This window comes from Jutongia huaianensis, from assembly GCF_014384985.1.
Classification (GTDB): domain Bacteria; phylum Bacillota; class Clostridia; order Lachnospirales; family Lachnospiraceae; genus Jutongia; species Jutongia huaianensis.
The window spans coordinates 81,012-95,231 of sequence record NZ_JACRSX010000013.1; the positions used below are offsets into that span (position 1 = coordinate 81,012).

The 14,220-nt window shown below is 43.3% G+C and carries 11 protein-coding genes; 8 read left to right on the forward strand and 3 right to left on the reverse strand.

Annotation, left to right across the window (positions count from 1 at the left end):
- Nucleotides 1-77: 77 nt before the first annotated feature.
- Nucleotides 78-251: a 30S ribosomal protein S21 gene (rpsU, locus tag H8704_RS09895; RefSeq protein WP_022013401.1), complete on the forward strand. Its 174-nt coding sequence runs from the start codon at nt 78-80 to the stop codon at nt 249-251.
- 256 nt (nt 252-507) lie between these two features.
- On the opposite strand, the gene H8704_RS09900 is transcribed toward rpsU, so the two are convergent.
- Nucleotides 508-1,848, reverse strand: coding sequence for a uracil-xanthine permease family protein (locus tag H8704_RS09900; RefSeq protein WP_249298173.1), 1,341 nt, complete (start codon nt 1,846-1,848; stop codon nt 508-510).
- 40 nt (nt 1,849-1,888) lie between these two features.
- Nucleotides 1,889-2,470, reverse strand: a complete 582-nt coding sequence (locus H8704_RS09905; protein WP_249298174.1) for a xanthine phosphoribosyltransferase — start codon at nt 2,468-2,470, stop codon at nt 1,889-1,891.
- A 499-nt stretch (nt 2,471-2,969) separates the two neighbouring features.
- On the opposite strand from H8704_RS09905, the gene gltB reads away from it, so the two are divergent.
- Together gltB and H8704_RS09915 are read left to right on the forward strand one after the other, a co-directional pair.
- Complete coding sequence (gene gltB, locus H8704_RS09910; protein WP_249298183.1) at nt 2,970-7,547, forward strand: glutamate synthase large subunit; 4,578 nt, start codon at nt 2,970-2,972, stop codon at nt 7,545-7,547.
- Nucleotides 7,548-7,573: 26 nt separating this feature from the next.
- The gene (locus tag H8704_RS09915; protein WP_022463379.1) at nt 7,574-9,055 is read left to right on the forward strand and encodes a glutamate synthase subunit beta; all 1,482 of its coding nucleotides are present in this window, start codon (nt 7,574-7,576) and stop codon (nt 9,053-9,055) included.
- A 142-nt stretch (nt 9,056-9,197) separates the two neighbouring features.
- On the opposite strand, the gene H8704_RS09920 is transcribed toward H8704_RS09915, so the two are convergent.
- Entirely contained in the window at nt 9,198-10,082 is an 885-nt protein-coding gene (locus H8704_RS09920) for a helix-turn-helix domain-containing protein (protein WP_249298175.1), read from the reverse strand.
- 160 nt (nt 10,083-10,242) lie between these two features.
- On the opposite strand from H8704_RS09920, the gene H8704_RS09925 reads away from it, so the two are divergent.
- The 5 genes from H8704_RS09925 (at nt 10,243) to H8704_RS09945 (ending at nt 14,205) form a co-directional block, all read left to right on the forward strand.
- Nucleotides 10,243-11,499 carry an alpha/beta hydrolase-fold protein gene (locus tag H8704_RS09925; RefSeq protein WP_249298176.1) on the forward strand — a complete coding sequence of 419 codons (1,257 nt, stop codon included), beginning with the start codon at nt 10,243-10,245 and terminating at the stop codon, nt 11,497-11,499.
- 296 nt (nt 11,500-11,795) lie between these two features.
- Complete coding sequence (gene dtd / locus H8704_RS09930; RefSeq protein WP_249298177.1) at nt 11,796-12,248, forward strand: D-aminoacyl-tRNA deacylase; 453 nt, start codon at nt 11,796-11,798, stop codon at nt 12,246-12,248.
- Between the two features lie 81 nt (nt 12,249-12,329).
- Entirely contained in the window at nt 12,330-12,527 is a 198-nt protein-coding gene (locus H8704_RS09935; protein WP_249298178.1) for a BREX-1 system adenine-specific DNA-methyltransferase PglX, read from the forward strand.
- Between the two features lie 21 nt (nt 12,528-12,548).
- A complete protein-coding gene (locus H8704_RS09940; protein WP_249298179.1) occupies nt 12,549-13,613 on the forward strand; it encodes an AAA family ATPase in 1,065 nt (354 codons plus the stop codon).
- Between the two features lie 49 nt (nt 13,614-13,662).
- A complete protein-coding gene (locus H8704_RS09945) occupies nt 13,663-14,205 on the forward strand; it encodes a DUF6661 family protein (RefSeq protein WP_249298180.1) in 543 nt (180 codons plus the stop codon).
- The last annotated feature ends 15 nt before the right edge of the window (nt 14,206-14,220 follow it).

Here is a 14,220-nt window from a genome sequence, read left to right on the forward strand (position 1 = left end):
GTGTATTGGATTAAAAAGCAGCTGAAGGCACAGCAGCCGCGCAAATTTACAACTGGAGGGAGGTTAGGTGTGAGACTATGTCAAATGTAATCGTAAAAGAGAATGAGACATTGGATAACGCTTTACGCCGTTTCAAGAGAAACTGCGCAAAGGCAGGTATTCAGCAGGAGATTCGTAAGAGAGAGCATTATGAGAAGCCTAGTGTTCGTCGTAAGAAGAAGTCTGAGGCAGCTCGTAAGCGCAAATATTAATTTATTCGTACGAAATCACAATGAAAAAGAGTTAAACCTTATCAGGGAAGTGGATTGCCGGAAGGCAGACACTTCCCTGTTTTGGCGTCCGGTATTCCTTTCTTATGTATTGTTTTTATCAGTAGGATGATAATTATAAGGGATTTTCATAAAGGAAAAGGACAGCCCCTATGGCAATAGAAAATTCTGTGTCATAGGGGTTGTCCCTGTTTTCTTATTGATTTTTATCTATGATGTATTTTTTAAATAACGTATACTATGACTCAGCTTTCGTTTCTTCAAATGTCTCCATATTCTGCGGCAGGATCAGATTCAGGATCACAGCCACCAGAAATACTACAGCTACACAGTTCTCGGCAAAGACTGTTTCGATGATCTTAGGGAACACAGAGAACAGCTCCGGCACCTGGGTAAAGCCGATGCCGATACTTAAAGACAGAGCCACGATGGTGATATTTCTCTGGGAATACCCACATTTTCCGATCATCTGCAGACCGCTTACCACAATGGTACCAAACATCATAATAGTACATCCGCCCAGTACAGCGTCCGGCAGGGTTGCAAGCACGGCACCAAAGATCGGGAAGATACCGGCAAGGATCATGATCAGGGCGCCGGTAGCGATTGTAAAGCGGTTGACCACCTTTGTCATCGCGACCAGTCCCACATTCTGGCTGAAGGATGTGATAGGCATACATCCAAACAGAGAGGAAAGGGAGCTGATGAAGCCGTCACAGGCAAGGGAACCGGAGATTTCCTTTGTGGTGGCGCTGCGGTTCAAGCCGGAGTTGGCAAGTGCCTGGGTATCGCCAATGGTCTCGGTAGCAGATACTAAGAAGATCAGTGCAACAGAGATAATAGCATTTAAATGAAATTCCATTTTAAACGGCATCAGATGCGGCAGAGCGATCACACTGGTGCCTGCCAGAGAAGAAAAGTCTACCAGTCCCATTGGGATGGCAACAAGATAACCAACCACCAGTCCAAAGAGAACGGATAACTGTTTCCAGTAGGATTTCGCAAAAATATTAAATAAAATACAACATAACAGTGTGATAGTACCAAGGATCCAGTTTTCTACGGAACCAAAGTTTTCGCTGCCACTGCCACCGCCAAAGGAGGTGGAGCCTACCGACAGAAGAGAAAAGCCAATGGCTGTTACGACGCTGGCGGATACGATAGGAGAGATGATCTTCATCCAGTATTTTGCAAAAAGACCAAGGCAGCCCTCGATCAGACCGCCGATCAGCACGGCACCCATAATGGTACCATAGCCATAGTTGGCACCGATATAACACATAATGGATACGAAGGTGAAGCTGATGCCCATGACAATAGGAAGACCGGAGCCGATCTTCCAAAGAGGGAAGAGCTGGATCAGGGTGCCGATACCTGCGATTAACATGGCACTCTGGATCAGCATGGCAAGCTGCTTGCCGGAAACACCGGAGGCTCCGGCGACAATAATGATCGGAGAAATATTTGCCACAAACATGGCAAGAATGTGCTGCAGACCGAACGGGATCGCACGGGATACCGGTACCCGTCCTTCTAATTGGTAGATGTTGCTTACGGAACTGTTACTTTTGTTACTCATGGTTCGTAAATCCTTTCCTTTTTCGTTTTGTAAATATGAATTACTGCTTGCGGAATGTAATTTCACCGGTAGAAGCGTCCATGGCATCTACGATGGCGAGGGATTCTAACTGGAATCCAAGGTTGCGGATCAGACGTCCGCCCAACTGAAAGCCTTTCTCGACAGCAATGCCGATTCCCTCTACGGTGGCACCGGCTTCCGTGATAATGGAGATCAGACCCTGCAGGGCGCAGCCGTTTGCAAGGAAATCATCAATGATCAGAACATGATCCTCCGGGCTTAAAAACTTTTTGGAAACAATGACCTGATTTTTGCACTTGTGGGTAAAGGATTCTACCTCGGCAACATACATATCTCCTTCTATATTAATGCTTTTGGATTTTTTCGCAAAGACAACCGGCACATCAAAGTGTCTGGCAGCCACACAGGCGATACCGATACCGGAGGCCTCGATGGTCAGGATCTTATTGATGGGCTTGTCTGCAAAGCGGCGTTTCCACTCGGCTCCCATCTCGTCAAAGAGAGCAATGTCCATCTGGTGATTGAGAAAGCTGTCAACCTTCAGGACGTTTCCTTCCTTTACAATACCGTCCTTCATAATACGTTCTTCTAAAAAATTCATAATTATTACCATGCCTTTCTAAAAACTGTAACCCACAGGCCTGCATCGGTGGTACATTATCAGGTGATTTCCGGGTATTATAATGTTGTTAAGTTTATCACGAAATAAGGGATTTCGCAACAAAAAGCAGTTTGTAAAACCGTTTCACCATATATTCTTAAGTAAACGTTATTTCTTGAAGATGAGAAAATATCTCTAACAGAAAAAAATAAATCAAAAATACAAAAAGCTATATTTTAAAAAGAAATTATTGATAAAACTTAAAAAAGTGTTGCAATTATTGAAAATATATATTATAATAACCTCAATTTGAAGAACAAAGGGGTTCGACAGGTTTTACTTGTTGACCCCTTTTTCTTTTTTTAGTTTATAGGAAAATGCTCGTAATGTAGAGCAAAGCCAACGAGAATTGCGAAGCAATTCTTGGAGGGCAAAACGCTGGTTTTGCCTTTTTTACAATAATTGATTGGAGGAACATGGAATGGTTAATCAGGAAGCAATGAATAAGAGTGCAGTACAGGCTTCAAAGTGTATTGATCATAAGGCAAAAGGCTTATATGACCCACATTTTGAGCACGACAACTGTGGTATTGGTGCCATCGTCAACATCAAGGGGAACAAAACCCATGACACAGTATCCGGAGCACTGGAGATTGTGGAAAAACTGGAACATCGTGCCGGTAAGGATGCAGAAGGTAAGACCGGTGATGGAGTAGGTATCATGCTTCAGATTTCGCACCGGTTTTTTAAGAAAGAGACAGAATCCCTTGGAATTGAGATTGGCGGGGAACGTGATTATGGTGTGGGAATGTTCTTCCTGCCGCAGGATGAGTTGAAGCGCAATCAGGCAAAGCGTATGTTTGAGGTCATTATTGAGAAGGAAGGTATGAAATTCCTTGGATGGAGAGAAGTACCGATCAAGCCGGATATTCTGGGTCACAAGGCACTGGAATGTATGCCTTATATTGTACAGGGTTTTGTGAAAAGACCGGATGATGTGGAGAAAGGGCTTGATTTTGACCGGAAGCTCTATGTGGCACGTCGTGTCTTTGAACAGCAGAGCAGTGAGGATACTTATGTAGTGTCCTGCTCCAGCCGTACTATCGTTTATAAAGGAATGTTTCTGGTAGGCCAGCTTCGTTCCTTCTTTATGGATCTGCAGGACGAGGATTATGTATCTGCGATCGCGATCGTACATTCCAGATTCAGTACCAACACAAATCCAAGCTGGATGCGTGCTCATCCAAACCGTTTTATCGTACACAACGGTGAGATCAATACCATCGTCGGTAATGCAGATAAGATGCTTGCCCGTGAGGAGACCATGGAGACCCCGTATCTGTCCAGTGATTTCCACAAGATCCTGCCGGTAGTTGATCCAAACGGTTCCGACTCCGCACGTCTTGATAACACATTGGAATTTCTCGTAATGAGTGGCATGGAGCTGCCGCTGGCGGTAATGATCACAATCCCGGAGCCTTGGGAAAATGATATGAGCATCAGCCAGAAGAAGAGAGATTTCTATCAGTATTATGCAACCATGATGGAGCCATGGGATGGCCCGGCATCTATTCTGTTCTCTGATGGCGATTATATGGGAGCTGTCCTTGACCGTAACGGTCTGAGACCTTCCCGTTATTATATTACGACTGATGATCAGCTGATCCTTTCCTCTGAGGTGGGTGTATTTGAGCTTCCACCGGAGAAGATCGTGAAAAAGGATCGTTTAAGACCGGGTCGTATGCTTTTGGTAGATACCGTGAAGGGAGAGCTCATCGATGATGCTGATCTGAAAGAGAAATACGCATCCCGCCAGCCGTATGGTGAGTGGCTTAACAGCAATCTTGTCACATTGGCAGAGCTTCACATTCCAAATCACAAGGTACCGGAGTATACCGATGAGGAAAGAGCAAGAATGCAGAAGGCATTTGGTTATACCTTTGAAGAATATAAGACATCCATTTTGCCGATGGCACAGACAGGAAATGAGCCGATCGCATCCATGGGTACCGATACACCGCTTCCAATGCTTTCCCGCAAGGTACAGCCTCTGTTTAATTATTTTAAACAGATGTTTGCACAGGTAACCAATCCTCCGATCGATGCGATCCGTGAGGAGATCGTAACCTCCACCAGCGTTTATATTGGGGAGGACGGAAACCTTCTGGAGGAGAAGGGAGAGAACTGTAAGGTATTGAAGATTCATAACCCGATCCTCAACGACACGGATCTTTTGAAGATTAAAAATATGGATAAGGACGGTTTCAAATGCGAGGTTCTTCCGATTACTTATTATAAGAACACTTCCCTGAAGAAGGCACTGGATCATCTTTGTCTGGAGGCAGACCGGGCACATAAGGAAGGCTGCAATATCCTGATCTTAAGCGACCGTGATGTAGATGAGTTCCATATGCCGATTCCTTCTCTGCTGGCGGTTTCTACACTGCAGCAGCATCTGGTAACCACCAAGAGAAGAACAAGCATGTCTGTAATCTTAGAGACAGCAGAGCCGAGAGAGGTACATCATTTTGCAACGCTTCTCGGTTATGGTGCCAGTGCAGTCAATCCATATCTGGCTCACGAGACGATCCGCGAGCTCATCAATAACGGTATGCTGGATAAGGATTATTACGCCGCTGTCAGTGATTATGACAATGCTGTGCTTCATGGTATCGTAAAGATCGCATCCAAGATGGGTATTTCTACGATCCAGTCCTATCAGGGTTCTAAGATTTTCGAAGCAATCGGTATTTCACAGGAAGTCATTGAGACATACTTCCCGGATACGGTCAGCCGTGTGGGTGGTGTGACGCTGGAGGATATCGAGAAGCAGATCGATGAGCAGCACAGCCGTGCCTTTGATCCGTTGGATCTGACGGTAGACCTGAATCTGGAAAACAGAGGACAGCACAAGGAGCGTGGCCATCAGGAGGAACATTTGTACAATCCGGAGACGATCCATCTGCTGCAGCAGGCAACCTGGACCGGCAATTACGAGCTGTTTAAGCAGTATTCCAAGTGCATTGACGAGAAGGAAAAGCAGGTTACCTTAAGAAGCCTTCTCGATTTCAAATACCCAAAGAAGGGGATTCCGCTGGATGAAGTAGAGAGCGTGGAGGAGATTGTCCAGAGATTTAAGACGGGTGCTATGTCTTACGGTTCTATTTCCCAGGAGGCTCATGAGACACTGGCAATCGCAATGAACCATCTTCACGGTAAATCAAACAGCGGTGAGGGTGGTGAGAGTCTGGAACGACTGGAAACAGCAGGTTCTGCTGTGGATCGCTGTTCTGCCATCAAGCAGGTGGCTTCCGGACGTTTTGGTGTTACCTCCCGTTATCTGGTCAGTGCAAAGGAGATCCAGATCAAGATGGCACAGGGCGCAAAGCCTGGTGAAGGTGGTCATCTTCCGGGCGGAAAGGTTTATCCGTGGGTTGCCAAAACTCGTCATTCTACACCGGGTGTCAGCCTGATCTCCCCGCCACCGCATCATGATATTTACTCGATCGAGGATCTGGCACAGCTCATTTATGATCTGAAGAACAGTAATAAAGATGCGAGAATTTCCGTCAAGCTTGTTTCCGAAGCAGGTGTAGGAACAGTCGCAGCCGGTGTTGCCAAGGCAGGAGCAGCCGTTATCCTGATCTCCGGATACGATGGAGGTACCGGAGCAGCACCAAAGAGCTCCATCTACAATGCAGGTCTTCCTTGGGAGCTTGGTCTGGCAGAGACACATCAGACACTGATCATGAACGGTCTTCGTTCCCGTGTCCGTATTGAGACAGACGGTAAGCTGATGACTGGCCGTGATGTTGCCATTGCTGCTATGCTTGGTGCCGAGGAGTTTGGCTTTGCTACCGCTCCGCTGATCACCATGGGCTGCGTAATGATGCGTGTCTGCAATTTGGATACCTGTCCGGTTGGTGTGGCTACCCAGAATCCGGAGCTGCGTAAGAGATTCCGCGGAAAGCCGGAGTATGTTGAGAATTTTATGAAGTTTATTGCCAGTGAGCTGAGAGAATATATGGCAGCGCTGGGGGTGCGCAAGCTGGATGACCTGATCGGCCGTGTTGATCTCCTGAAGAGAAAAGAGCTGACAGGTGAGGCAGAGGAATATGCAGAGCGTGTGGATCTGACCAGAATATTGGACCCTACCTTTGCAGGGCTTCGCAAGGATAATAAATTTAATCCAAAGGACAAATATGATTTTGAGCTGGAGAAGACCATCGACGAGAAGGTATTTCTTCCAAAATTGAAAAAGTCTCTGGAAACAGGAGAGAAGGCCCGGATCGAAGTAAAGGTTGATAATATCAACCGTTCTCTGGGAACAATCCTTGGTTCCGAAGTGACGAAGAAGTTCAGTGATACGCTGGAGGAGGATACCATTACCGTGAAGTGTGACGGCAGCGGCGGACAGAGCTTTGGCGCATTTATTCCAAAGGGACTGACCTTAGAGCTGGAGGGTGATTCCAATGATTACCTTGGAAAAGGCTTATCCGGTGGTAAGATTGTGGTATATCCTCCAAAGAACAGCCGATTTAAAGCAGAGGAAAATATTATCGTTGGTAACGTTGCTCTTTATGGTGCTACAAGTGGTAAGGCATTTATTAACGGTATTGCCGGTGAGCGTTTCTGCGTCAGAAACTCCGGTGCATATGCAGTAGTAGAAGGTGTTGGAGATCACGGATGCGAGTACATGACCGGAGGCCGTGTGGTTGTCCTGGGACCAACCGGAAAGAACTTTGCAGCCGGTATGAGCGGTGGTGTTGCCTATGTACTGGACGAGGACAGCAATCTTTATCTGAAGTTAAATAAAGAGCTGGTATCCTCTGAGCCGATCACAGATAAATACGATGTACTGGAGCTCAAAGAGATGATCGAGGAGCATGTGGCAGCCACAGGTTCCAAGAAGGGTAAGATGATCCTTGATGACTTCAGCGAATATCTTCCAAAGTTTAAGAAGATTATTTCTTATGACTATGCTCATATGCTGCAATTGATCGCAAAGATGGAGGAGCACGGTCTGAGTTACGAGCAGGCACAGATTGAAGCATTTTACGAGCATAAAAATAAATAAGCTTTTGTTTGGAAAGGAGAATCATCATGGGTAAACCAACGGGATTTTTAGAATATGAGAGAAAAAATAATCAGGCAGTGGAACCACTGGAACGTATCAAGAACTTTAATGAATTTCATACACCGATGAGAGAGAAGGAACGCAGAGAGCAGGCGGCAAGATGTATGAACTGTGGCGTACCGTTTTGTCAGTCCGGTATGATGATCGCCGGAATGGCTTCCGGTTGTCCTCTGAACAATCTGGTGCCGGAGTGGAATGATCTTTTATATCATGGTAATTATAAAAAGGCACTGCAGCTTTTGCGCCAGACCAATAATTTTCCAGAGTTTACTTCCAGAGTGTGTCCTGCACTCTGTGAAGCAGCCTGTACCTGTGGTCTGAATGACACACCGGTCACCTGCAAGGCAAACGAAAACGCCATTATCGAGTATGGCTATGCCAATGATCTGATGGGACCTCAGCCGCCAAAGACACGCACCGGCAAAAAGGTTGCCGTGATAGGCTCCGGCCCTTCCGGACTGGCAGCAGCTGACCAGTTGAACCGCCGTGGTCATTCCGTTACGGTATATGAGAGAAATGATCATATCGGTGGTCTTCTGATGTATGGTATCCCGAATATGAAGCTGGAAAAATGGGTGATTGACCGGAAGCAGAAGGTCATGGAAGAAGAAGGCGTAAAGTTTGTTGTCAATGCCGATGTGGGAAAAGATGTGAAGGCAGCAGATCTGCTGAAGGAATATGACAGCGTGATCCTTGCATGCGGTGCTTCCAATCCACGTGATATCAAGGCAAAGGGAAGAGAAGCCGATGGAATCTACTTCGCTGTGGATTTCCTGACACGTTCTACAAAGCATGTACTCACCGGCAAGAAAGAGGGCTGGGTAGATACCAAAGGTAAGAATGTCATTGTTATTGGCGGTGGAGATACCGGAAATGATTGTGTGGGAACGGCGGTCCGTCAGGGAGCCAAGTCTGTCACACAGCTTGAGATGATGCCAAAGCTTCCGGATGAGCGTGCAGCCTCCAATCCTTGGCCGGAGTGGCCGAGAGTCTGCAAGACAGATTACGGTCAGGAGGAGGCGATTGCCGTCTTTGGACACGATCCTCGTATCTATCAGACTACGGTCAAGGAGTTTATCGCTGATAAAAACGGCAAGCTCAAAAAAGTGAAGCTTGTAAAGCTGGAGGCAAAGAAAGACCCGAAGACCGGCCGGATGAATATGACAGAGATTGCCGGAAGTGAGTTTGAAATGCCGGCAGATGTGGTACTGATCGCTGCAGGTTTCCTGGGAGCACAGGATTATGTGGCAAAGGCATTTGGTGTGAAGCTCAATGCCCGTACCAATGTGGAGACGGCTCCGGGAGAGTTTAAGACAAGCGTGGATAAGGTATTTACAGCGGGTGATATGCATCGTGGACAGTCACTGGTTGTATGGGGCATCAATGAGGGACGCCATGTAGCCAAAGAGGTGGATCAGTTCCTGATGGGATATACGAATCTGGATTAATGATGTATTATAGAGAACCGGAATGATTGTGAAGAGGTTCGGTAACGGATACAATTATTGCAGTCCGTAAAATAAATATGACAGGGGACGATGTGTACCGAAAATGGTACATATCGTCCCCCGTTTTAATGTAGTAGGAAATCTATAATTTCATCTGATATTCCTTTGGTGTGATCTTTTCATGTTTTTTGAATACTCTGCTAAAATAAAACGGGTTACAAAAGCCGAGAGTTTCTGCAATTTCGGATATTGTAAACTGACGGCTTTGCAAAAGCTTTTTGCTTTGTTCGATTTTGTAATTTTCCAGAAATGTAAAAATAGTCATGCCGGTATATTGTTTGAAGCGGCGGTTCATATAGTCAAAATTATGGTGAAAAATATTTTCCAGTACAGCACCGGTAATCTTTTGTGAATAATGGGTTTTTAAATAATCACAAATCTGAAATGGGAGAGAAAGATTATCAGATCCGGTATGTAAAATGCGGGACAATTCTGAACGTGACATTTGTAACAAAAGAATAAACAAAAGAGCGTTGTTTACCGGCTGTTGATGAAGTTCGCTTGTAGAACATGTTTTCAACAGATGTTGTGTCTGGTTTGTTATTTCATTAAAACATGAGTGTGTCGGATGAAAATATTTGGGAAGTATCAGGGTGTCCAGACAGGCAGGATGATCTGGAGAAAATGTTTGTCTATTTACTTTTTGATGAATATATTCTTCCGATGTCATTGTTATGTCCTGCATGGAATTCCAATAAAAATGAATGTAATAATAGTCAACATGATCATTTGTGAGAATACCACAGTGGCATTTGCCGGGGGAAAAGATTATAATGTCACCTGCAGTGAGTGTATATAGTTTCGTATCTTCTATAATCTGCATAGTACCATCTGTAATAATGTAGAGAATTCGGTTTTGCGGAGTTCTTTCAAAATGTTTATTGGGAGATGGAACATGGACTTCGCCGGCTAATGAAAAAGTTGGAAGAGTGTCTGAAATGCAAGAAATATAGGATTGTAATTCCATAAGAAGACTCCTTTCAAAATCCTTTGATGTCGGGTGTAAACGATTAAAAAGTCGCTATTATATATGTAATGGTCGGAAATAGATATTTTATTTATGTGGATATTATGTTAGTCTTTTCTTGCAGGATTGTCAAGAAAACAGTACGAGGGAGGAAGTTTATATGAAAATAAAACAATGTATTAAAAAAATAGCTTTTCTATGTTTAGTCGCTGGATTGTTGATTTCTGGTATATTAGGAATGGGAGTGTCTGCTCAAAAGAAGAAAACGGTAATAAGCAGTAAAAAGCTTATACTTTCTGTAGGGCAGAAGAAAAAGCTTAAAGTGAAAAAGAAAAATAAAACAGTAAAATGGAGTTCCGGAAACAAAAAAGTTGCGACAGTAAATAGTAAAGGGATTGTTTGTGGTAAAAAGACCGGAAAGACTACTGTGACAGCAATTGTTCAAATGAAAAAGTATGTATGGAAGGTTACTGTAAAAGATGTAAAGAAACCGGCAGAGGCTGTAACGCAGAAGCCGGTAATACCGGAGCCGTCTCCGGCGGTGCCAACAGCGACTGCGACTGCGACAGCAACACCAATACCGTCACAGACGGTTACATTATCTCCGGAGCAGGAGTGGGAAATTGGAAAGACAAGTGGAACGAAGGAAGCATTTCAGCAATATTTTCACCCGGATATGAAGCAGTATACGGGAAAAAAGCAAGGGGTACCGTTGGGAAACTTTGAAGAGATGACATATCCTTCAGAGATTGTGGGTGCAGAACGGGAAGCTTATGTTTATCTGCCGCCGGAGTATGATTCATCAAAAAAATATCCGGTTCTTTATCTGTTACACGGCATTGGATGTGATCGTGGGCAGTGGAGATATATGTATTTGAATGAGATATTGAGCAATATGATATATACGGGAGAATTGCAGCCGGTTGTTGCAGTGATACCAAGTATTGTTCCAAAAGATGGATTGAATAAAGACACATTTTCAGCGGAAAATATAGAAGCATTTACTAAGTTTGAAAAAGAGTTTATCCAGGATTTAGAACCGTATGTGCTGGCAAATTATGGTGTGTCATCGAAGCGGGAGGATACCGGTGTATGTGGTCTTTCCATGGGAGGAATGGAGGCTCTCAGACTGGGGTTTGCCATTAAGGATCACTTCAATTATATAGGTTCTTTCTCAGCAGCACCGACACTGGATACTGGTATTTTGACATTGGATGGATGGAAAACAAAGCCGCAGACAGTGCTTCTGTGTACTGGAGATGCGGATGGGACGGTTGGAAGCAATCCACAGGATTATCATGAAAAACTGGTGGAAAATAATGTGGATCATATATGGTATTTGTATCCAAAAGGAAAGCATGATGAAAAAGTATGGAAAAACGGATTGGTTAATTTTCTAAAGAGAAGTTACAAGTAAAAAGATACAAAAGAAGAGAGGTTTTCAAAGACCGGCATAGCAGAAATGTTATGACGGTCTTTGTTGTGTGCCTTGCGGCGCACGTCGTTAATGGGGGGAAAGTCCCTAATCCGTCCTATGTGACCGTTTTTTGATCTCACAGCGATCAGCTTGTAGAAAAATAAGAAAAACGATCATCCATGGAATGGAGGCGGACGGAAAAAATAAAATATAGGATTGTTGAATACAAAAAATTTGGTATATTATATATTAGAGGGATAAATGAAACAAAATTCTATACGATGGAGGAAATAAAGATGAAATTATTGATTCAGAGAGTTAGAGAAGCATCTGTCACAGTTGACGGCGAGGTTACCGGAAGTGTTGGTCATGGATTTCTTGTATTTGTGGGAGTAGCTGAGGAGGACACCATAGAGATTGCGGACAAGATGATCGACAAGATGGTGAAGCTCCGGATCTTCGAGGATGAAAACGGTAAGACAAATAAGGCGATTGCCGATGTGGGCGGAAACTTTCTCGTGGTATCCCAGTTCACCCTGTATGCGGACTGCCGCAAGGGAAACCGCCCTTCCTTTGTAAAGGCGGGCAATCCGAAGCTGGCGGAGGAACTCTATGAATATGTATTAAAGAGCCTGCGTGACAGGGGCTTTGAAGTGGGAGCAGGAGTCTTTGGGGCAGATATGAAGGTATCATTGTTAAATGATGGACCGTTTACCGTGATGCTGGATTCGGAGGAGATCTGTCATTGAAAATGTCCCTTGTGATGCGACATAAGATGATCAAAATGTGTTAAGATAAAACACAAAGGCGGGTGATCAAGATGGCAGATAATGAAAGCAGTATCGAAGTATACGAAGCAGCTGGCAGAGATGCAGACATATGATCAGGCGATTGCACATGTGGCAAACCAGAGGATTGAGATTGATCTGGACGATGGCGTCAAGGTCAACTATGCGAAATTCCAGGGTGAGGAAGTAGCACAGGAAGGAAAGAAAGCATTAAAGGTGGATTTGCTGGCAAAAATATAGAGTGAATGAGGTGAATTGAAAATGAAAATTAAAAAATTAACGTTAAATAATTTTATGGCTTTTGAGAAAGCTGAAATAAATTGGTCGGATAATATTAACATTATTTGCGGAGAAAACAGTACTGGCAAAACAACACTTTTGAAAGTGATGTATTCTTTGATAAAGCCACTTAGTAGTGGGGGCAAAGATAATCTTACAAAGGAGATGGAAGAACAGGTTTATGTCAAAAAGATTCAAGGTGTGTTTCGACCGGATGAAATGAAAATTGGCAGACTTGTAAGCCGAAAGCAGGGAAGCAATCGAACGGATTTTTCTATTGATTTAGAAAAGAAACAAAAAATCTCGGTTGGATTTGGAAACAGGCAGGAAAATCATGCGGATGTTTCTATTGAGCGTGATGAAAAAATAAAAAAGTATGATGTTATATATATTCCTACAAAAGAAATGATTTCTACAGTAGAGCATTTCGTATCACTATATGACGAATATCATATAGACTTTGAAGAAATGTATTATGATCTTGCAAAACTATTGGATAGACCGCTTTCAAAAGGTCCTAACATTACTGAACAGAATCAGGTGTTAAGTAATCTGGAAGATATTATGAAAGGACAAATTGTTCAGAAAAACAAGAAATTCTATTTCAAAATAAAAGGTGAAGGTGAATTTGAGATGGGATTACTTTCAGATGGTTACAGGAAACTATCTATGATTATATATATGATTCTTTCTGGAAGTTTGAATAAAAATACTATCTTATTTTGGGATGAACCGGAAACGAATATGAACCCTAAAATGATTCGCCCGATTGTACAGGTGATGGTAGTCTTAGCTCAGATGGGAGTGCAGATTTTTGTTTCCACACATGATTATTTTATTCAGCAGGAATTTAATATGGTAGCCTCTTATCCTGAGCTAAATCCCCAAAAACTGGATATCAAGTTTATTTCATTATTTAGAGATGAAAAAACGATGGATGTGCACTATGAGATGAAAAATTCAGCATCGGATTTGGAGCATAATGCAATCATGCAGGAGTTTGATGCAATGTACGATAGAGAACAGGGGATTATTTATGGAGAATAACTTAAGGGAAGAAAGCAGATTAAAGTTTCAGTTTGCAGAAAATGATACAGTGATAAAATTTGATGATACAAAATTTTATCGAGACTACTTTAATAAATTGCCAGAGGCAAAAGGTGTTGATTTTATTTCTGTTGCTAAAGATAAGATCGCATTTATAGAAGTAAAAAATTGTACCGGAGATGAAGGTAACAATCGGTGGAGAATTGTGCCGGATAACCGAAAACGCGATACAACCCGTACATCCGTTAACGTGGAAGGACGCGATAGTCTGGATATTGAAATGGCACAGAAAACAGCAATGACAGTAGCAGCTTTGGTTGGAGCAAAATCCTTTGGAAACACAAAAGAGTGTTTGAATGAATTAAAAGAATATATTCAATTTCTGTCAGGAGATAGTTTTTCGAATGATTCAAAAAAGAAATATGTGATATTGTTTCTGGAAGGTGATTTTGGTACAAAAACACGGACTAAAAAGATGATTATGAAGGAATTGCAGGACAGTATAAATAAAAAACTTCGATGGATCAATTGCAGAGTATCTGTTGTTGATTCCGATACATATGATCCGAGAATATTTCAGATTGTAAGCTGAGATTTGTTGGCAAAG

What these genes read in the sequence shown, in the direction of transcription:
- H8704_RS09900 (WP_249298173.1), bottom strand. Translation starts at nt 1,848, where the DNA reads ATGAGTAACAAAAGTAACAGTTCCGTAAGCAACATCTACCAATTAGAA.
- H8704_RS09925 (WP_249298176.1), top strand. Translation starts at nt 10,243, where the DNA reads ATGAAAATAAAACAATGTATTAAAAAAATAGCTTTTCTATGTTTAGTC.
- H8704_RS09915 (WP_022463379.1), top strand. Translation starts at nt 7,574, where the DNA reads ATGGGTAAACCAACGGGATTTTTAGAATATGAGAGAAAAAATAATCAG.
- H8704_RS09940 (WP_249298179.1), top strand. Translation starts at nt 12,549, where the DNA reads ATGAAAATTAAAAAATTAACGTTAAATAATTTTATGGCTTTTGAGAAA.
- dtd (WP_249298177.1), top strand. Translation starts at nt 11,796, where the DNA reads ATGAAATTATTGATTCAGAGAGTTAGAGAAGCATCTGTCACAGTTGAC.
- gltB (WP_249298183.1), top strand. Translation starts at nt 2,970, where the DNA reads ATGAATAAGAGTGCAGTACAGGCTTCAAAGTGTATTGATCATAAGGCA.
- H8704_RS09935 (WP_249298178.1), top strand. Translation starts at nt 12,330, where the DNA reads ATGAAAGCAGTATCGAAGTATACGAAGCAGCTGGCAGAGATGCAGACA.
- rpsU (WP_022013401.1), top strand. Translation starts at nt 78, where the DNA reads ATGTCAAATGTAATCGTAAAAGAGAATGAGACATTGGATAACGCTTTA.
- H8704_RS09905 (WP_249298174.1), bottom strand. Translation starts at nt 2,470, where the DNA reads ATGAATTTTTTAGAAGAACGTATTATGAAGGACGGTATTGTAAAGGAA.
- H8704_RS09920 (WP_249298175.1), bottom strand. Translation starts at nt 10,082, where the DNA reads ATGGAATTACAATCCTATATTTCTTGCATTTCAGACACTCTTCCAACT.